The sequence below is a fragment of the Luteibacter sp. CQ10 genome (assembly GCF_040900725.1).
Classification (GTDB): domain Bacteria; phylum Pseudomonadota; class Gammaproteobacteria; order Xanthomonadales; family Rhodanobacteraceae; genus Luteibacter.
This window is the reverse complement of sequence record NZ_JAEUYM010000003.1, coordinates 541,370-558,858: the sequence shown is the minus strand read 5'-3', so window position 1 is coordinate 558,858 and position 17,489 is coordinate 541,370. Positions and strand designations below refer to the sequence as shown.

Annotated in this window: 16 protein-coding genes; 2 read left to right on the top strand and 14 right to left on the bottom strand. The window is 67.7% G+C overall.

The annotated features are described in order from the left end of the window. Position 1: 1 nt before the first annotated feature. From mgtE to JNG39_RS15620, 7 genes are all read right to left on the bottom strand, one after another. Complete coding sequence (gene mgtE / locus JNG39_RS15650) at positions 2 to 1,429, bottom strand: magnesium transporter (RefSeq protein WP_368312783.1); 1,428 nt, start codon at positions 1,427 to 1,429, stop codon at positions 2 to 4. Continuing rightward, positions 1,426 to 1,899: a 2-C-methyl-D-erythritol 2,4-cyclodiphosphate synthase gene (ispF, locus tag JNG39_RS15645; protein ID WP_368312843.1), complete on the bottom strand. Its 474-nt coding sequence runs from the start codon at positions 1,897 to 1,899 to the stop codon at positions 1,426 to 1,428. Before ispF ends, mgtE begins: the two co-directional genes overlap by 4 nt. Further along, the gene (gene ispD / locus JNG39_RS15640; RefSeq protein WP_368312781.1) at positions 1,899 to 2,588 is read right to left on the bottom strand and encodes a 2-C-methyl-D-erythritol 4-phosphate cytidylyltransferase; all 690 of its coding nucleotides are present in this window, start codon (positions 2,586 to 2,588) and stop codon (positions 1,899 to 1,901) included. Before ispD ends, ispF begins: the two co-directional genes overlap by 1 nt. Beyond that, complete coding sequence (gene ftsB / locus JNG39_RS15635) at positions 2,588 to 2,932, bottom strand: cell division protein FtsB (RefSeq protein WP_144917081.1); 345 nt, start codon at positions 2,930 to 2,932, stop codon at positions 2,588 to 2,590. The genes ispD and ftsB overlap by 1 nt, the downstream gene beginning before the upstream one ends. A gap of 9 nt (positions 2,933 to 2,941) precedes the next feature. Further along, positions 2,942 to 4,240, bottom strand: coding sequence for a phosphopyruvate hydratase (eno, locus tag JNG39_RS15630; RefSeq protein WP_368312780.1), 1,299 nt, complete (start codon positions 4,238 to 4,240; stop codon positions 2,942 to 2,944). Between the two features lie 135 nt (positions 4,241 to 4,375). Next, positions 4,376 to 5,206: a 3-deoxy-8-phosphooctulonate synthase gene (gene kdsA / locus JNG39_RS15625; protein ID WP_368312779.1), complete on the bottom strand. Its 831-nt coding sequence runs from the start codon at positions 5,204 to 5,206 to the stop codon at positions 4,376 to 4,378. Beyond that, positions 5,203 to 6,882 carry a CTP synthase gene (locus JNG39_RS15620; RefSeq protein WP_368312777.1) on the bottom strand — a complete coding sequence of 560 codons (1,680 nt, stop codon included), beginning with the start codon at positions 6,880 to 6,882 and terminating at the stop codon, positions 5,203 to 5,205. The genes kdsA and JNG39_RS15620 overlap by 4 nt, the downstream gene beginning before the upstream one ends. 108 nt (positions 6,883 to 6,990) lie before the next feature. On the opposite strand from JNG39_RS15620, the gene JNG39_RS15615 reads away from it, so the two are divergent. Then, the gene (locus tag JNG39_RS15615) at positions 6,991 to 8,790 is read left to right on the top strand and encodes an aminopeptidase P family protein (protein WP_368312776.1); all 1,800 of its coding nucleotides are present in this window, start codon (positions 6,991 to 6,993) and stop codon (positions 8,788 to 8,790) included. A gap of 209 nt (positions 8,791 to 8,999) precedes the next feature. Beyond that, a complete protein-coding gene (parE, locus tag JNG39_RS15610) occupies positions 9,000 to 10,886 on the top strand; it encodes a DNA topoisomerase IV subunit B (protein WP_368312775.1) in 1,887 nt (628 codons plus the stop codon). Between the two features lie 166 nt (positions 10,887 to 11,052). Here the strand turns inward: parE and JNG39_RS15605 are convergent, their stop codons facing one another. The 7 genes from JNG39_RS15605 to pcnB form a co-directional block, all read right to left on the bottom strand. Next, positions 11,053 to 11,418 (bottom strand): DUF4180 domain-containing protein, encoded by a 366-nt coding sequence (locus JNG39_RS15605; RefSeq protein ID WP_368312773.1) that lies wholly within the window; start codon positions 11,416 to 11,418, stop codon positions 11,053 to 11,055. A 68-nt stretch (positions 11,419 to 11,486) separates the two neighbouring features. After that, positions 11,487 to 13,121, bottom strand: a complete 1,635-nt coding sequence (gene pgi / locus JNG39_RS15600) for a glucose-6-phosphate isomerase (protein WP_368312772.1) — start codon at positions 13,119 to 13,121, stop codon at positions 11,487 to 11,489. 194 nt (positions 13,122 to 13,315) lie between these two features. Beyond that, positions 13,316 to 13,696 carry an aspartate 1-decarboxylase gene (gene panD, locus JNG39_RS15595; RefSeq protein ID WP_368312771.1) on the bottom strand — a complete coding sequence of 127 codons (381 nt, stop codon included), beginning with the start codon at positions 13,694 to 13,696 and terminating at the stop codon, positions 13,316 to 13,318. 141 nt (positions 13,697 to 13,837) lie between these two features. Next, positions 13,838 to 14,683 (bottom strand): pantoate--beta-alanine ligase, encoded by an 846-nt coding sequence (gene panC, locus JNG39_RS15590; protein ID WP_368312770.1) that lies wholly within the window; start codon positions 14,681 to 14,683, stop codon positions 13,838 to 13,840. A 16-nt stretch (positions 14,684 to 14,699) separates the two neighbouring features. Continuing rightward, a complete protein-coding gene (gene panB / locus JNG39_RS15585; RefSeq protein ID WP_368312768.1) occupies positions 14,700 to 15,524 on the bottom strand; it encodes a 3-methyl-2-oxobutanoate hydroxymethyltransferase in 825 nt (274 codons plus the stop codon). 71 nt (positions 15,525 to 15,595) lie between these two features. Further along, entirely contained in the window at positions 15,596 to 16,081 is a 486-nt protein-coding gene (gene folK, locus JNG39_RS15580) for a 2-amino-4-hydroxy-6-hydroxymethyldihydropteridine diphosphokinase (protein ID WP_368312766.1), read from the bottom strand. After that, on the bottom strand, positions 16,078 to 17,445 hold the full coding sequence (pcnB, locus tag JNG39_RS15575) for a polynucleotide adenylyltransferase PcnB (protein ID WP_368312765.1): 1,368 nt from the start codon (positions 17,443 to 17,445) through the stop codon (positions 16,078 to 16,080). The genes folK and pcnB overlap by 4 nt, the downstream gene beginning before the upstream one ends. Positions 17,446 to 17,489: the final 44 nt, after the last annotated feature.

Sequence of the window (17,489 nt, the reverse complement as noted above, 5' to 3'; positions counted from 1 at the left end):
CTTAGAGCAGGAACAGCGTCGCCAGTCCCAGGAAAATGAAGAAGCCGCCGCTGTCGGTCATGGCGGTGATCAGCACGCTCGACCCCAACGCGGGATCGCGGCCGAGCTTGGTCATGAGCATGGGAATGCCCACACCCATGAAGGCGGCGAGTAGCAGGTTGAGCGTCATCGCCGCGGTCATCACCAGCCCCAGCGACACGCTGCCGTAGAGCAGCCAGGCGACGATGCCGATGGCGCCGCCCCAGACGATGCCGTTGATGAGCGACACGCCCAGTTCCTTGCGCCATAGACGGCGCGCCTGCGACGGCCCCACCTGTTCGAGCGCCATGGCGCGCACGATCATGGTGATGGTCTGGTTTCCCGAGTTGCCGCCGATGCCGGCCACGATGGGCATGAGGGCGGCCAGCGCCACCAGCTTCTCGATGGAATGCTCGAACAGACCGATGACGCGCGAGGCGATGAACGCGGTCACGAGGTTGATCGCCAGCCACGCCCAGCGATTGCGCACCGATTTCCACACGGAGGCGAAGATGTCTTCCTCCTCGCGCAGGCCGCCGCGCGACAGCGCTTCGGTTTCACTTTCCTCGCGGATCAGGTCGATCATCGCGTCGACGGCGATGCGGCCGATCAGGCGCATGTTGCCGTCCACCACGGGCGCGGTGATGAGGTCGTAGCGTTCGAACGCCTGGGCGACCTCGTAGGCGTCGTCTTCGGGATGGAAGGTGTTGACGTCGGGCGCCATGATCTCGTGGACCATCTTGTCCGGGGAGTTCACCAGCAGCCAGTGCAGCGGCAGCACGCCGGTGAGCACGTTGTCGGCGTTCACCACGAAGAGCTTGTCGGTTTGCGCGGGCAGTTCGTCGAAACGGCGCAGGTAGCGCAGCACCACCTCCAGGCGAATGTCCTCGCGGATGGTGACCATGTCGAAGTCCATCAGCGAACCGACCTGGTCGTCCTCGTAGGACATGGCCGCCTGCACGCGCTCGCGCTCCTGCGCGCCGAGGCTGGCCATCAGTTCGGGCAGCACCTCGGTGGGCAGGTCGTCGACGAGATCGGCCAGCTCGTCGGCATCGAGCGGTTCGACCGCCGCGAGGATCTCGCGGTCGTCCATGTCGGCGATCAGCGATTCGCGGACCGAGTCGGAGACTTCGAGCAGGATCTCGCCGTCGCGATCGGAGCGCACGCGCTGCCAGACCGCGAGGCGATCTTCCAGCGGCAGCGACTCGAGCACGTCGGCGAGGTCGGCCGGGTGCAGTTCGTCGAGGAGCGATTGAAGCTCCGCTTCGGCGGTCTTCAAGGCCGAATCGTCGCCGTCATGGGCTTCGCCGGCGAACTCGATGAAACCCTCGCGCTGGCGCAGGAGCCGATCGATCGCCTCCAGCCTGTCGTGAAGGCGCGGTGTGGAGGGCCGGGCTTCGACCTCGCTCACGCGCGCTGCACCAGCACCGTGGCCATGGCCGCGATGCCTTCGCGGCGGCCCGTGAAGCCGAGCGTTTCGGTGGTGGTGGCCTTGATGCTGATACGGTCGATGTCCACGCCCAGGTCGGCGGCGATGGTCTCGCGCATGGCCTGCGCGTGCGGATTGACCTTGGGCGCCTCGCAGATCACGGTGATGTCGGCGTTGCCCAATGCGTAGCCGCGATCGCGCAGCATGTCGCGCACGGCACGAACGAAGCTGCGGCTGTCGGCGTCGCGCCACGTCTCGTCGGACGGCGGAAAGTGCTTGCCGATGTCGCCCAGCGCGAGCGACCCCAGCAGGGCGTCGCACAACGCGTGCAGCACCACGTCGCCGTCGGAATGCGCCAGCACGCCCTGGCCGTGGGTTATCCGCACGCCACCCAGCATTACATGGTCGCCGGGCCCGAAGGCGTGCACGTCGAATCCCTGGCCGATACGCATCATCGTGTTCTCCCGAGCAGGAACTCCGCCAGCGTGAAATCCGCGGGCGTGGTCACCTTGATGTTGTCTTCCGATCCCTCGACCAGCAGGGGCGTGACGCCGATGCGTTCCATCGCCATCGCCTCATCGCTCACGACGATACCCGCGTCGGCGGCAAGGCCGAGTGCACGCGAGAGTGCCGCACGCCGGAACATCTGCGGCGTGAAGGCCCGCCAGCGCCCCTCGCGCGGCTCGGTGGCGACGCTGCGGCAGGCCTCGTCGGCCCTCTTGAGCGTGTCGCGCAACGGCGCGCCCAGGAGGCCGCCCTCGCCCGCTCCGGCCATGTCGATGAGACGGGTGATGTCGGCCGCGCGCACGCAGGGCCGAGCGGCATCGTGCACCAGCACGAAATCGTCGTCGCCGACCGACTCGGGCAGCGCACGCAGGCCGGCCAGCACCGAGTGGCTACGCTCGCTGCCGCCGACGGCGGTGACCAGCGGCTTGCCGTGCACGCGGGGAAGGCTCGCGAAATGGGTATCGTCGGGTGAAATCACCACGACGAACCCGGCGATACGCGGATGCGCGGCCAGCCGCTCGAGCGTGTGCTCGATCAGGGGCCGGCCGGTGATCGGCTGGTATTGCTTCGGCCGGTCGCCGCCCGCCCGGACGCCCTTGCCGGCGGCCGGTATCACGCACCAGAGGGTATTCATTACTGGCCGCCGGGCGCGACGGGCGGCGGAGGCGGCGGCGCGCTGGTCGCGGCCCCCGGCTCCACCACCTGGTAGAACGTTTCACCCGGCTTGATCAGGCCCAACTCCTGGCGCGCGCGCGCCTCGGTGGCCTGCTCGCCGTGCTTGAGGTCTTCCACGTCGGCGGCGAGGGCCTGGTTGCGCGTCTGCAGGCCCGCGTTCTCCTCGGTCTGTTTCTTGACCGCCGCGCGCAGGGAATCGACCTCGGCCATCCCCCCACCGCCGACCCACAGCTTCAGCTGTAGCGCGATGAGGATGATGACCAGGATCAACCCGGCCCAGCGAAGGAGTGCCGCACTGCTCACGGGCCGCCTTTAGCCGGGCAGCTTGGAGAGGTTGGGGAACGCGTCGCGACCGGCGTACTTCGCCTTGGCGCCCAGGGCCTCCTCGATGCGCAGCAGCTGGTTGTACTTGGCCACGCGATCGGTGCGGCAGAGCGAACCGGTCTTGATCTGCGTGGCGGTGGTGGCCACGGCGATGTCGGAGATGGTGGTGTCTTCGGTTTCACCCGAGCGATGCGAGACGATGGCCGCGTATTTGGCGCGGTCGGCTATGGCGATGGCTTCGAGCGTCTCCGACAGCGTGCCGATCTGGTTGACCTTGATGAGGATCGCGTTGGCGATCTTCTTGTCGATGCCTTCCTGGAAGATCTTGGGGTTCGTCACGAAGAGATCGTCGCCGACGAGCTGGATGCCGCCGTCCACCACCTTGGTGAGGTGCGCCCAGCCGTCCCAGTCGCCTTCGGCCATGCCGTCCTCGATGGTGACGATGGGGTACTGCTTGGCCCACGAGGCCAGGGTGTCCACCCACTGCTCGGGCGTGAAGACCTTGCCTTCGCCTTCCAGGTCGTACTTGCCGTTCTTGAAGAATTCCGAGCTGGCCACGTCGAGGCCGAGCAGGATGTCGCTGCCCACCTTGTAGCCGGCTTTGTTCACCGCCTCGAGGATGGTGTCGAGCGCTTCGACGTTGGACTTGAGGTTGGGCGCGAAGCCGCCTTCGTCGCCCACGGCGGTGTTGAGGCCACGCCCCTTCAGCACCGACTTCAGGGCGTGGAAGATTTCCGCGCCGTAGCGCAGCGCTTCGGCGAAGTTCGGCGCGCCGACCGGCAACACCATGAACTCCTGCACGTCGACGTTGTTGTCGGCGTGGGCGCCGCCGTTGATGATGTTCATCATCGGCACCGGCAGCGAACCGCCGCCGTCGACCATGAGGTATTGCCACAGGGCCTGCTTCTTCGAGGCGGCCACGGCGTGCGCGGCGGCCATGGACACGCCCAGCAGCGCATTGGCGCCGAGCTTGCCCTTGTTGTCGGTGCCGTCGAGCTTGATGAGGGCGTCGTCGAGGCCCTTCTGGTCGGCCGCGTCGTGACCGGCGAGCGCCTTGGCGATGGCGCCGTTGACGTTGGCGACCGCGTTCTTCACGCCCTTGCCGCCGTAGCGGCCCTTGTCGCCGTCGCGCAGTTCGACCGCCTCGCGCGTGCCGGTGGACGCGCCGCTGGGCACGGCCGCACGGCCGAACGAGCCGTCGGCGAGGGTGACTTCGGCTTCGAGCGTGGGATTGCCGCGCGAGTCGAGGATTTCGCGGGCGTGGATCTGGGTGATCGAGGTGCTCATGCGCTTCCCGTTACGAGGTGGAATGATCGGACACGGCCGCGGCGCGCAAGGGCGCGCCGCGGCCGAAGACTGGGGGAATATAAGACGATGCGGTGCGCGCGGGCCAGCGGAAGCGGTGCGCGCGGGCCGGCATCGTCAGGCGTGGTTCTTGAAACCGCGACGCTTCACGGCCTGGTCGAGCTCCATGAGGGTCTCGAGCAATTCTTCCATCTGGTCGAGCGGCCACGCGTTGGGACCGTCGCTGAGCGCTTCGGCGGGATTGGGGTGGGTCTCGGCGAACAGCCCGGAAACGCCTACGGCGACGGCCGCGCGCGCCAGCACCGGCACGAACTCGCGCTGGCCGCCCGAGCTGGTGCCCTGACCGCCCGGCAACTGCACCGAGTGGGTGGCGTCGAAGACCACGGGGCAGCCCGTTTCGCGCATCACCGACAGCGAGCGCATGTCGGACACGAGATTGTTGTAACCGAAGCTGGCGCCGCGCTCGCAGACCATGATGTCGTGGTTGCCCACGTCGAACGCCTTCTGCACGACGTTCTTCATGTCCCAGGGCGCGAGGAACTGGCCCTTCTTGATGTTCACCGGTTTGCCGGCGCGGGCCACGTTCTGGATGAAGTCGGTCTGCCGGGCCAGGAAGGCCGGCGTCTGCAGCACGTCGACCACGGCGGCCACCTCGTTCATCGGGGTGTATTCGTGCACGTCGGTGAGCACGGGCACGCCGATCTGCTTCTTCACCGCGTCGAGCACCTTGAGGCCTTCTTCCATGCCCGGGCCGCGGAAGCTCGTGCCGGAGGACCGGTTGGCCTTGTCGAAGCTCGACTTGAAGATGAAGTTGATGCCCAGGCGATCGGTCATCTCCTTGAGCTTGCCGGCCACGTCGAGCTGCAGCTGCATCGACTCGATGACGCAGGGACCGGCGATCAGGAAGAACGGCTGGTCGAGGCCGACCTCGAAACCACAGAGCTTCATGCGGCGGACTCCTCGGAACGCGCGGCCAGCTTCTCGCCGTCGCGCACGGCCTTGTACTCGCGCGCGGCGCGGATGAAGCCGATGAACAGCGGATGGCCCTCGCGCGGGGTGGACGTGAATTCGGGATGCGCCTGGCAACCGAGGAACCACGGGTGCACCTGACGCGGCAGCTCGACGATCTCCACCAGCAGGTCGTCCATCGACTTGCCGGAGATCACCAGGCCCAGGTCTTCGAACGACTGGCGGTAACGGTTGTTGAACTCGTAGCGGTGGCGATGGCGCTCGCGCACCACGTCTTCGCCGTAGAGCTCGCGGGCGAGCGTGCCGGCCTTGAGGCGGGCCTCCTGCGAACCCAGGCGCATGGTGCCGCCCAGGTCGGAGCGCTCGTTGCGGGTCTCGATCTCACCGCTGGCGGTGGTCCACTCGGTGATGAGGCCGATGACCGGGTCGGGCGTGTTGCGATCGTTTTCGCTGGAATCGGCCTGCGACAGGCCCGCGATGTTGCGCGCGAACTCGACCACCGCGGCGTGCATGCCGTAGCAGATGCCGAAATACGGGATGCCGGTCTCGCGGGCGAACTGGGCCGCGAGGATCTTGCCCTCGAAACCGCGCTTGCCGAAGCCGCCGGGCACGAGGATGGCATCGGCGCCGCCGAGCACCGCGCGCGCACCGCGCGCCTCGACCTCTTCGGAATCGACCCACTCCAGCGTGACCCGCGTGGACTGCTTGATGCCACCGTGGCGCAGGGCCTCGCCCAGCGACTTGTAGGCGTCCTTGTGCTCCACGTACTTGCCGACGATGGCGATGGTGACCTCGTCGCGCGGATGCTCCACGGCCTCGACCGTGCGGATCCAACTGGAGAGGTCGGCCGGACCGGCATCGAGGCCCAGGCGCTTGATGACGAGGTCGTCGAGGCCTTGCTCGTGCAGCCACATCGGCAGCTTGTAGATGATGTCGACGTCGATCGTGCTGATGACGGCGTTCTTCGGCACGTTGGTGAACAGCGCGATCTTGTGGCGCTCGCCGTCGGGCAGCGGCTCTTCGCAACGGCACAGCAGCACGTCGGGCTGGATGCCGATGGAGCGCAGCTCCTTCACCGAATGCTGGGTGGGCTTGGTCTTGATCTCGCCGGCGGCCTTGATGTACGGCACGAGGGTGAGATGCACGAACATGCACTTCTCGGGGCCGTGCTCGATGCGCAGCTGACGGATGGCTTCGAGGAACGGCAGCGATTCGATGTCGCCCACCGTGCCGCCGATCTCGACCAGGGCCACGTCGAAACCGCGGGTGGCTTCGTGGATGGCGTGCTTGATCTCGTCGGTGATGTGCGGAATCACCTGCACGGTGGCGCCGAGGTAATCGCCCCGACGCTCCTTGCGGATCACCGATTCGTAGATCTTGCCGGTGGTGATGGAATTCTTGCCGGTGAGGCGCGTGCGCACGAAGCGCTCGTAGTGGCCCAGGTCGAGGTCGGTCTCGGCACCGTCGTCGGTGACGTAGACCTCGCCGTGCTGGAAGGGGCTCATGGTGCCCGGATCCACGTTGATGTACGGATCGAGCTTCATCATGGTGACCGAAAGGCCGCGCGCCTCGAGAATGGACGCAAGCGACGCCGCTGCGATGCCTTTCCCGAGGGAAGACACCACACCGCCGGTGACGAAAATCAGGGGAGTCATGCGAGCAGCCAGTGCTGGAAATTTGTATTTTACCCAAGTGCGGGGCGGCTCGCGAGTGGCCCCCTGAACGAAGGGACACATGGCGGCGCTCTCCCTTACCATGGGCCCATGAGCACATCTCCCATTCCCGCCCGTCTCCAGGCCCTTCGCGCCGCCATGGCCCGTGAAGGCGTCGCTGCCGTCGTCGTGCCCAGCGCCGACCCCCATCTTTCCGAATACCTGCCCGCGCGCTGGCAGGGCCGCGAGTGGTTCTCGGGCTTTACCGGATCGGCCGGCACGCTCGTGGTGACATCCACCGGCGGCGGCCTATGGACCGATTCGAGGTATTTCGCCCAGGCCGACGCCGAATTGGCCGGCACCACCCTGCCGTTGATGAAACTGAACGTGGCGCACACGCCCGAGCACGTGGCGTGGCTGGTCGAGACCCTGGGCGACGGCGACGTGGTGGCGGTGGCCGGCGACAGCATCTCCGTGGCCGGCGCGGAAGACCTCGCCAGGCGGCTGGGCGCCGTCGGCGCTCGCCTGCGCACCGACCTCGACCTGCCCGGCGCCGCGTGGCCCGATCGCCCCGCCCGTCCGGAGGCGCCGGTATATGCGCATCCCGCCCCGTTCGCCAGCGTCGGCCGCGACGAGAAGCTGGGCCACGTGCGCCAGGCGATGCGCCGCGCGGGCGCCACGCATCACTTCGTTTCCAGCCTCGACGACATCGCCTGGCTCACCAACCTGCGTGGCGCCGATGTCGAATACAACCCCGTTTTCCTCGCCCACCTGCTCGTCGAACACGACCGCGCCACCCTGTTCGTCGATGCGGCCAAGCTGCCGGCCGACGTGAAGGCCGCGCTCGCCGCCGACGGCGTCGCGGTGGCCGGCTATGGCACGGCGGCCTCCGCGCTCGCCGCGCTGCCGGACGATGCCGTGCTGATGATCGACCCCGGCAAGGTGGTGGTGGCCGTGCTGGAAGGTCTGCCCGCCCCGGTGAAGCAGGTCCGCGCGAGCGCGCCGTCGACGGCCCGCAAGGCGCGCAAGACCGGCGACGAACTCGACCACGTCCGCGACGTGATGCGCCGCGACGGCGCGGCCCTGGTGCGTGCCTTCCGCCGCCTCGAAGCCGGGCTCGCCGCCGGCGAGCCGTTGACCGAGCTGGACGTCGACACCCTCGTCCGCGAGGCGCGTGCCGCGCAGGCCGGATTCGTCGGAGAGAGCTTCTCCACCATCGCCGGTTACCAGGCCAACGGCGCCCTGCCGCACTACCGCGCCACGGAAGCCGGCTTCAGCCCGCTCGCCGCGCAGGGGTTGCTGCTGGTGGATTCCGGCGGCCAATACCTCGGCGGCACCACCGACATCACCCGCGTGCTCGCGCTGGGTCCGGTCACCGACGAACAGCGCCGCGACTCCACGTTGGTGCTCAAGGGCATGATCGCGCTGTCGCGCGCCCGCTTCCCCAAGGGCGCCAGCGGCCCCCAGCTCGACGCCCTCGCCCGCGCGCCGCTCTGGGCCGCCTGCATGGACTTCGGCCATGGCACCGGCCATGGCGTGGGCTATTTCCTCAACGTGCACGAAGGACCGCACGGCATCCGCCCGCCGCGCCCCGGCGCCGACCTGGTACCGCTGGAAACCGGCATGATCACGTCCATCGAACCGGGCCTCTACAAGCCTGGCCGCCACGGCATCCGCCACGAGAACCTCGCCGTGGTGGTGCAGGCCGACACCACGGAATTCGGCGAATTCCTCGCCTTCGAGACGCTGACTCTCTGCCCGTTCGACCGGCGCACCCTGGAGCCGCGGCTGCTGGAGCCGTCGGAGCGGGCGTGGCTGGACGATTACCACGCGACCGTGCGGGCGGCGTTGTCGCCGCTGCTGGGGGGCGAGGATCGGGCATGGCTCGAATGGCATTGCGCGCCCTTGTGACCGGCTGCGCCGGTCTTCGCCGATACGATCGGCTCCCACCCCTTCGGTAGGATGGCTTGCAGAGACCGCCTACCGAAGGGGTGGGAGCCGATCGCATCGGCGAACCAGGCCACCTCACCGTCTCAGGGTCTGACACCGTCACCTGCAAAACTTGACCACCCGACCGGCGAAAGCCCATTCTGCCCGGCTACGAATCACCGCGACGCCTCATGAACACTCGCTACAACGCCTCAGACATCGAAGTCCTCAGCGGCCTTGACCCGGTCAAGCGTCGCCCCGGCATGTACACGGACACCTCGCGCCCCAACCACCTGGCGCAGGAAGTCATCGACAACTCCGTCGACGAGGCCCTGGCGGGCCACGCCAAGACCATCGAGGTCACCGTCTTCAACGACGGCTCGGTCGAGGTCAGCGACGACGGCCGCGGCATGCCGGTGGACATCCATCCCGAGGAGAAGGTGCCCGGCGTCGAACTGATCCTCACGCGCCTGCATGCCGGCGGCAAGTTCTCCAACAAGAATTACGCCTTCTCCGGCGGCCTGCACGGCGTGGGCGTCTCGGTGGTGAACGCGCTCTCCACCCGGGTGGACGTCACCATCCGTCGTGAAGGCCAGGAATACCGCATGAGCTTCGCCGACGGCGACCGTGCGAGCGACCTGGAGGTGATCGGCTCGGTACCGAAGAAGAAGACCGGCACCACGCTGCGCTTTTGGCCCGACCCGAAATACTTCGACACGCCGAAGATCCTCGTTTCGAAGCTCAAACACCTGCTGCGTGCCAAGGCCGTGCTCTGCGCGGGCCTCACCGTGCGCCTGCACGAGGAAGGCGGCGAGACCACCGAGTGGTATTTCGAAGACGGCCTCCCCGATTACCTGCGCGGCGAACTGCAGGGCGCCGAGGCGCTGCCGGCCGATCTCTTCGTGAAACATTTCGCCCGCGACACCGACGCCCTCGATGTCGCCCTGGCCTGGCTGCCCGAGGGCGACCTGGTGCAGGAAAGCTACGTCAACCTGATTCCCACCGCGCAGGGCGGCACGCACGTCAACGGCCTGCGCTCGGGCCTCACCAACGCCATCCGCGAATTCTGCGACCTGCGCAACCTGCTGCCGCGCGGCGTGAAGCTGGCGCCGGAAGACGTCTGGGAGCGCCTGTCGTTCGTGCTCAGCATCAAGCTGCAGGACGCGCAGTTCGCCGGCCAGACGAAAGAACGCCTGTCGTCGCGCAACGCCGCCGGCGTGGTCGAGGGCGTGATCCACGATGCCTTCAGCCTGTGGCTCAACCAGCACGTCGACCTCGGCGAGAAGATCGCCCAGCTCGCCATCGAGCGCGCCAGCGCGCGCCTGAAGGCGGCCAAGCAGGTGGTGCGCAAGAAGATCACCCAGGGCCCCGCCCTGCCCGGCAAGCTCGCCGACTGCGCGGCCACCGACCTCACCCGCACCGAACTCTTCCTCGTCGAAGGCGATTCGGCGGGCGGCTCGGCCAAGCAGGCGCGCGACAAGGATTTCCAGGCCATCCTTCCGCTGCGTGGCAAGATCCTCAACACCTGGGAAGTCGAATCCGGCGCCGTGCTGGCCTCGCAGGAAGTGCACGACCTCGCCGTGGCCATCGGCTGCGACCCGGGCAAGGACGACCTCTCGGGCCTGCGCTACGGCAAGGTGGTGATCCTCGCCGACGCCGACTCCGACGGCCTGCACATCGCCACCCTGCTCTCGGCGCTGTTCCTTCGCCACTTCCCCACCCTGGTGAGCCAGGGCCATGTGTTCGTCGCCATGCCGCCGCTGTTCCGCGTGGACGTGGGCAAGCAGGTGTTCTATTGCCTCGACGAGGAAGAAAAGCGGCTCATGCTCGAGAAGGTGGAGCGCGAGAAGATGAAGGGCGCCGTCTCGGTCACGCGCTTCAAGGGCCTGGGTGAGATGAATCCCGCGCAGTTGCGCGAGTCCACCATCCATCCGGACACCCGGCGCCTGGTGCAGCTCACCGTCGACGTCGACGACGGCACGCAGAAGCTCATGGACATGCTGCTGGCGAAGAAGCGCGCGAGCGACCGCAAGCAGTGGCTCGAGGAAAAGGGCGACCTGGCCACGCTCGAGGTGTGACCGTTTTTTCGATCACACGCTGTCGCAAGTTCGGACACACGGCACTGGGCTCCTGCGTGCGCAGGAGCGACGAGTCGCGAGATTCATCGTTGCGTCAGAAAAATACTCACGTCGCTCCTTCGCACGCAGGAGCCCAGCACCTTGAGCCCGTGCGAGCGATGACGCCTCAGTTCGAGACCAGTCGCGCCTCGAGTTCACCGACGTCACCCACGAACCAGCACGTCTTCCCGCGATCGGCTTCGCGCACGAAGTCCCGCCACGCCGTGCTTCGCTCGGACGCGTGCGACACATCCCCCACCACTGCGGCGCGAAGCCGGTAATTCACCAATTTCTGCAACACGGCACCGGCGATACCGGTGCGCAGGTCGAGAAACCCCTCGCCCAGCCGTTCCACCGGCAGCACGAGCATGTCCACGCGATGCCCCAGCGCTTCGCCCAGCAGATCGTCGAACCCGCCATCCGCCAGCGTAACGCCGTGCGCCGAGCACATGAGCACGCGCATGCCACCCAGGGTGTCGATCGATTCGGTCACGTGTCTTCTCCTGAAAAGAAAAAAGCCCGGCAAGCCGGGCTTTCTTTGCTTGCGAACGTCGGCCCGGATCAGCGGCGGTCGCGGATGGCCTCGATCAGGCCGCGGGTCGCGCCGTCGAACTGGCCCAGGTCGCCCGCGCTCTTGTCGTTGGCGAGCGAGGGATAGATCTGCTTGGCGATGACCTTGCCCAGCTCCACGCCCCACTGGTCGAATGCGTTGATGCCCCACAGGTGGCCGAGCATGAACACCTTGTGCTCGTAGAGCGCGATGAGCGCGCCGAGCGAATGCGGCGTGAGCGAGTCGAGCATGAACACCGTGCTCGGACGGTCGCCCTTGAAGGTGCGCTGCGCGGCGAGCGCGCGACGTTCTTCGTCGGTGCCGGTCTTCGCTTCGGCCAAGGCTTCGTCGAAGGTCTTGCCCAACGACAGCGCGGCGGCCTGCGCCAGCAGGTTGGACAGCAGCACGTCGTGGTTCTCGCGCAGCGTGTGCGCCGGCTTCACCAGGCCGATGAATTCCAGCGGCACGGTATCGGTGCCCTGGTGCAATGCCTGGAAATAGGCATGCTGGGCATTGGTGCCGATGCTGCCCCACACCACCGGCACGGTGGACTGGGCCACTTCGCTGCCGTCGTCGGGATGCACGTGCTTGCCGAGGCTCTCCATTTCCAGCTGCTGCAGGTACGACGGCAGGTCGGCGAGCGAATCGACGTAAGGCACCACGGCACGGCTGCTGCGGCCAAGGATGTTGCGGTTCCAGAGCTCGGCGATGGCCAGCAGCACCGGAACGTTGTCCTGCCACTCGGCCGTGCGGAAATGGTCGTCGGCTTCCGCCGCACCCGCGAGCAGGTCGCGGAAACCCTGCATGCCGATCGAGAAGGCGATGGACGCACCGACCGCGGACCACAGCGAGAAGCGACCGCCCACGTAATCCCACATGGGCAGCACCTGCGAAGCGCCCCACTTGTTCACCGCTTCGACGTTGGAACTCACGGCGATGAAATGCTTCGAGGTCTTCGCCTCGTCGCCGTCGTTGGCCTTGAGGATCCAGTTGCGGAAGACGCCGCCGTTGAGCAGGGTCTCCTGCGTGTTGAAGCTCTTGGACACCAGGATCACCAGCGTATGCGCCGGGTCGAGCTTCTTCATGAGGTCGGTGGCCGCCTGGCCGTCGACGTTGGTGAGGAAATGGCTGGTGATGCCCTTGACGTGGAACTGTTCGAGCGCGTGCACGGCCAGGCGCGGACCGAGGTCCGAACCGCCGATGCCGATGTTGACCACGTCGGTCACGCGACCGATCAGGCCGACCGACTCGCCTTCGCCGCGATGCACGGCATTGACCAGCTGCTCCATCTTGTCGAGCGCGTCGGACACTTCCTTGCGCACGTCGGCCGGCGCGGCCGGATGGCGCGAGGCGCCGCCGCGCAGGGCGGTATGCAGCACGGCGCGATCTTCGGAGGTGTTGATGTGCTTGCCTTCGAACATCGCATCGCGCGCGGCCTTCCAGCCGGTGCCTTCGATGTACTGTCCCACGGCATCGAGCGCGGCGACGTCGAGCTTCTGCCGTGTGATGTCCAGGAGGATCGGCCCCACGCGGCGACGCAGGCGCTGGGCGCGGGCGTCATCGTTGACGAGGGTGCGGAGATGGGTACCGGCCAGGCGGGCGGCGTGCGCTTCGAACGAAGGCAGGGGGGCGTGCTTTGAATCCATGGCTTCCACTTGGGTGCGACGGAGGGAAGCCCGAATATTACCGCAGTGCAGCGTAAGTGGATTGTATGGAGCGGCTCCATTTAAGAGCCGATGGAGCATCGCCGCGAAAACCCGTTGCAAGGCGCTGGGTTCCTGCGTTCGCAGGAACCCAGCGCCGGGCGTCGCCCATGGCGACGCCCGGCTACGGCTCTCGATCAGGCCGCCTGCTTCGGAATCGAATGATTCGTATGCGTGATGCGGTTGCTCGCATCCACGTAGACCAGGTCGGGCTGGTACTTCGCCATCTCGGCCTCGGAGAGGCTCGCGAAGGCGGCGATGATGACCAGGTCGCCCACCGACACGCGGCGCGCCGCGCTGCCGTTCACCGAGATGATGCCCGAGCCCTCGTCGGCACGCAGCGCATAGGTGACGAAACGCTCGCCGTTGCTGATGTTCCACGCGTGGATCTGTTCGTACTCGCGGATGCCCGCGGCGTCGAGCAGGTTGCCGTCGATGGCGATGGAGCCTTCGTAGTTCAGCTCGGCGTGAGTCACCGTGGCGCGGTGGATCTTGCACTTGAGCATGTTGAGCTGCATGGCGGTCTCTGGGGATGTGGCGGTTGCAAAAACGCCCATTCTAACGGAGGGAGGCCCCGCTCGTCAGGAATGGGCTCCTCTGTCGAGGCGCTTTATGGGGCGTAGCCCTTCAAAACGCAAGTGCCCGTTCGTGAAGGGGCTTCAGTCGAAGGGAAGGTTGTCGATCAGGCGCGTGACGCCCAGGCGGGCGGCCACCAGGGCCACCAGCCCCTCGCGCTCGTCCGGCGCCGGCTCGGCCAGGTCTTCGGCGCGACGGATCGCGACGTAGTCGGGCACGAACCCGGCCCGCTCCAGCCGTGCCCGCGCGGCCTGCTCCAGGGCCTGCCAGGCGTGCCCCTGCCGGAACAGGTCGCGCATCTGGACGAGGGTGGCGTGGATCTGGGGCGCCCTCTGGCGCTCGGCGGGCGACAGGTACTGGTTGCGCGAGCTTTTGGCCAGGCCGTCGTCGTCACGCAGGGTCGGGCCGGACATGATCTTCACCGGCAGCGACAGGTCGCGGACCATGCGCTCGATCACCTTCAACTGCTGGAAATCCTTCTGGCCGAACACGGCGAAATCCGGCTGCACCAGGTGGAACAGCTTGCTTACCACCGTGGCGACGCCGTCGAAGTGTCCCGGGCGATGCGCGCCTTCCAGCGTGTCGGTAACCACGGGCACGTGGATGCTCACGCTGGCGGCCGGGCCGAACGGATACATGGTCGGTACGTCCGGGGCGAACAGGACGTCGCAGCCCGCCTCGGCCAGGCCGACCTGGTCCTGGGCCAGGGTGCGCGGATAGCGCTCGAAATCCTCGCTGGGACCGAACTGGGTGGGATTGACGAAAACGCTGGCCACCACGCGATCGGCGCGGGCACGCGCCAGCTTCAACAGCGAGTGGTGCCCGGCGTGCAGGTTGCCCATCGTCGGCACGAAGCCGACGGTCTGCCCGGCGGTGCGCCAGCCGCGGATCGTGGCACGAAGGGCGGCGGCATCGGTAACGGTCTGCATAGGTCGGGTCGTGCCTTCAGAAGCTGTGTTCGGGGCCGGGAAAGCGCTTGCCGCGAACGTCGTCGGCATAGGCGGCGATCGCGGCCGGGATGGAGTCGCGTCCGGCGAGGAAATCCTTCGAGAAGCGCGGCCGCTTGCCCGGGGTCAGGCCGAGCATGTCGTAGACCACCAGCACCTGGCCGTCGCACTCCACGCCCGCGCCGATGCCGATCACCGGAATGGACACGGCGGCAGTGATGCGGGCCGCCAGCGAGGCGGGCACGAGTTCGAGCACCAGCAGATCGGCGCCGGCCGCTTCCACGGCCCTCGCATCGGCAAGCAGCTTTTCGGCGGCGTCTTCCGTCTTGCCCTGCACCTTGTAGCCGCCGAACCGGTTGACCGACTGCGGCGTGAGGCCCAGGTGGGCGCACACGGGAATGTCGCGCTCGGCCAGGGCGGAGATCACCTCGCAGATGCGCCCCGCCCCTTCGATCTTGACCATGGCCGCACCGCCCTGGGCGACGAGGCGCGTGGCCGAGTCGATCGCCGTGGGCACGTCGCGATCGCTCATGAACGGCAGGTCGGCCACGAGCAGCGTCGTGGACAGGCCACGCGCCACCGCCGCGGTGTGATAGACCACCTCATCGACCGTGACCGGCAGCGTGCTCGACCGCCCCTGCACCACCATGCCCAGCGAATCGCCGACGAGGGCCACGTCGACCCCGGCGGCTTCCAGTTGGGCGGCGAAACTCGCGTCGTAGGCGGTGAGCATCACGATCTTCCGGCCTTCGGCTTTCATCGCCTTCAGGCCCGGCACGGTCACCGGCTTGCGCGCCGGCGCACTCGTTTTTTCAACGTACACGCTCTTGTCGCCTCGTTGTAAGAAACCGGGATTGTCCTCCCGGACGGGCCCGGGCTCAAGGAAGGGCGAACCTAATCCAGCACGCGGCATTCAGCCACGTCTACCCGGGCAAGCAGGTCGGCTACGCGCCCCACGCCGGGCAACGTCGTCTGGGCGGCGATATCGGCCAGCGGCAGCAGCACGAAGGCACGTTCGGGAATGCGCGGATGGGGCACGTCCAGCCGCTCGTCGCGGATCACCGCGTCGCCATAGGCGAGCAGGTCGAGGTCGAGCGTCCGCGGCCCCCACCGTTCACCGTCTCGCACCCGGCCAAAGGCCCGTTCGATCGACAGCATCGCGTCGAGCAACGCGTGCGCGTCGAGGGATGTGTCCACGGCGACGGCCGCGTTGACGAAATCGGGCTGGTCGACGTTGCCCCAGGGCGGCGTGCGATAGAAGCGCGAGCGCGCCGTCACCGTGATGCCCGGCACGGCATCGAGGGCGTCGACGGCCGCCTCCAGGCGCGCACGAACCTCCCCCAGGTTGCCCCCGAGGCCGATCAGGGCGGACACACTCACGCGCCGCCCGAATCGCCCTTGCCGCGACCCGCCGGCTTGCGGCGGCGACGGCGCTTGCGGGCCGGCGCCGTGGCGGCCACCGTGTGTTCGCTGGCCGGCGGCACGCCACCACCGCCGAGGGCGGCGGCCAGCATCTCCGGCGGCAACTGCTGGGCGTGGTTCCACCACTCACCGAGCTCGCGCATGCGCGGCGATTCGTGCGCGCGAAGCAGGAGGAAATCGAACGCGGCCCGGAAGCGCGGATGGGACATCAGGCGGAACACGCGCTTGCGGTGGATCTGCTCGAAGCGCGGCTGCAATGCCCAGATTTCTTCCATGGTGAAGGTGAAGCGGCGCGGGATCGCCACGCGCTGGCACTGCTCGGCCACCACGTGCACGGCCGCGCGCTGCCAGGCCTCGTTCATGTCGAACCCCTGGGCCATCCAGCCGTGCGCCTGGTCGCGCACCTCGCCCCACAGCAGCACGGCATAGAGGAAGGCCGGGGTGACCGACTTGCCGGCGGCGATGCGCGCGTCGGTGTTGGCCAGCCCCTGTTCCACCAGCGCGCGCAAGGCCTCGTCGCCGCGTTCCAGCGCGCGCGCCGTGGCCGGGAAGAGGAATTTCAGCAGCCCGCAGGCCTCGAGCATGCGGAAGCTCTTCAGGCCGTGGCCGGCGAGGAAGAGCTTGAGCGATTCGTCGAACAGGCGAGCGGGCGAGGCTTCGCTCAGCAGGTTGCCCAGCGTGGCGAACGGCGCGGCGGCGGCATGGTCGATGGTGAAGCCGAGCTTGGCGGCCAGCCGGGCCGCGCGCAGCATGCGCACGGGATCTTCGCGATAGCGCTGCTCGGGGTCGCCGATGAGGCGCATGCTGCGGTCTTCGAGATCCTGCATGCCGCCCACGTAGTCACGCACGCTAAAGTCGGCGATGTCGTAATAAAGGGCGTTGACGCGAAAATCGCGGCGCACGGCGTCTTCTTCGATGCTGCCCCAGATGTTGTCGCGCACGATGCGGCCGTCGACGATGTGGCGGTCGCCGCCCTCGCCGCCCTCCTCTCCCGTGCCACGGAAGGTGGCCACCTCGATGATCTCGGGACCGAACACCACGTGGGCCAGGCGGAACCGTCGACCGATGAGCCGGCAGTTGCGGAACAGGCCTTTCACCTCGTCGGGCGTGGCATTGGTGGCCACGTCGAAATCCTTGGGGTGGCCGCCGAGCAACAGGTCGCGCACCGCGCCTCCCACGAGGTAGGCGTCGAACCCGGCCTCGTGAAGCCTGTAAAGCACACGAAGGGCGGCCTTGCTGATGTTCTTGCGGGAAATGGAGTGCTGTTCGCGCGGGATGATGCGCATGGCCGGCGAAACGTCGCTCCTGTATTCGGGATTCAAGCGGCTACGATCCTGGCGGGCGCCTGCGCGCCCGGTCGGGTGGG

Coding starts and splice junctions, on each gene's coding strand:
- JNG39_RS15615 (WP_368312776.1), top strand. CDS start 6,991: ATGAGCACATCTCCCATTCCCGCCCGTCTCCAGGCCCTTCGCGCCGCC.
- kdsA (WP_368312779.1), bottom strand. CDS start 5,206: ATGAAGCTCTGTGGTTTCGAGGTCGGCCTCGACCAGCCGTTCTTCCTG.
- parE (WP_368312775.1), top strand. CDS start 9,000: ATGAACACTCGCTACAACGCCTCAGACATCGAAGTCCTCAGCGGCCTT.
- eno (WP_368312780.1), bottom strand. CDS start 4,240: ATGAGCACCTCGATCACCCAGATCCACGCCCGCGAAATCCTCGACTCG.
- ispD (WP_368312781.1), bottom strand. CDS start 2,588: ATGAATACCCTCTGGTGCGTGATACCGGCCGCCGGCAAGGGCGTCCGG.
- pgi (WP_368312772.1), bottom strand. CDS start 13,121: ATGGATTCAAAGCACGCCCCCCTGCCTTCGTTCGAAGCGCACGCCGCC.
- ispF (WP_368312843.1), bottom strand. CDS start 1,899: ATGCGTATCGGCCAGGGATTCGACGTGCACGCCTTCGGGCCCGGCGAC.
- panC (WP_368312770.1), bottom strand. CDS start 14,683: ATGCAGACCGTTACCGATGCCGCCGCCCTTCGTGCCACGATCCGCGGC.
- JNG39_RS15620 (WP_368312777.1), bottom strand. CDS start 6,882: ATGACTCCCCTGATTTTCGTCACCGGCGGTGTGGTGTCTTCCCTCGGG.
- panD (WP_368312771.1), bottom strand. CDS start 13,696: ATGCAGCTCAACATGCTCAAGTGCAAGATCCACCGCGCCACGGTGACT.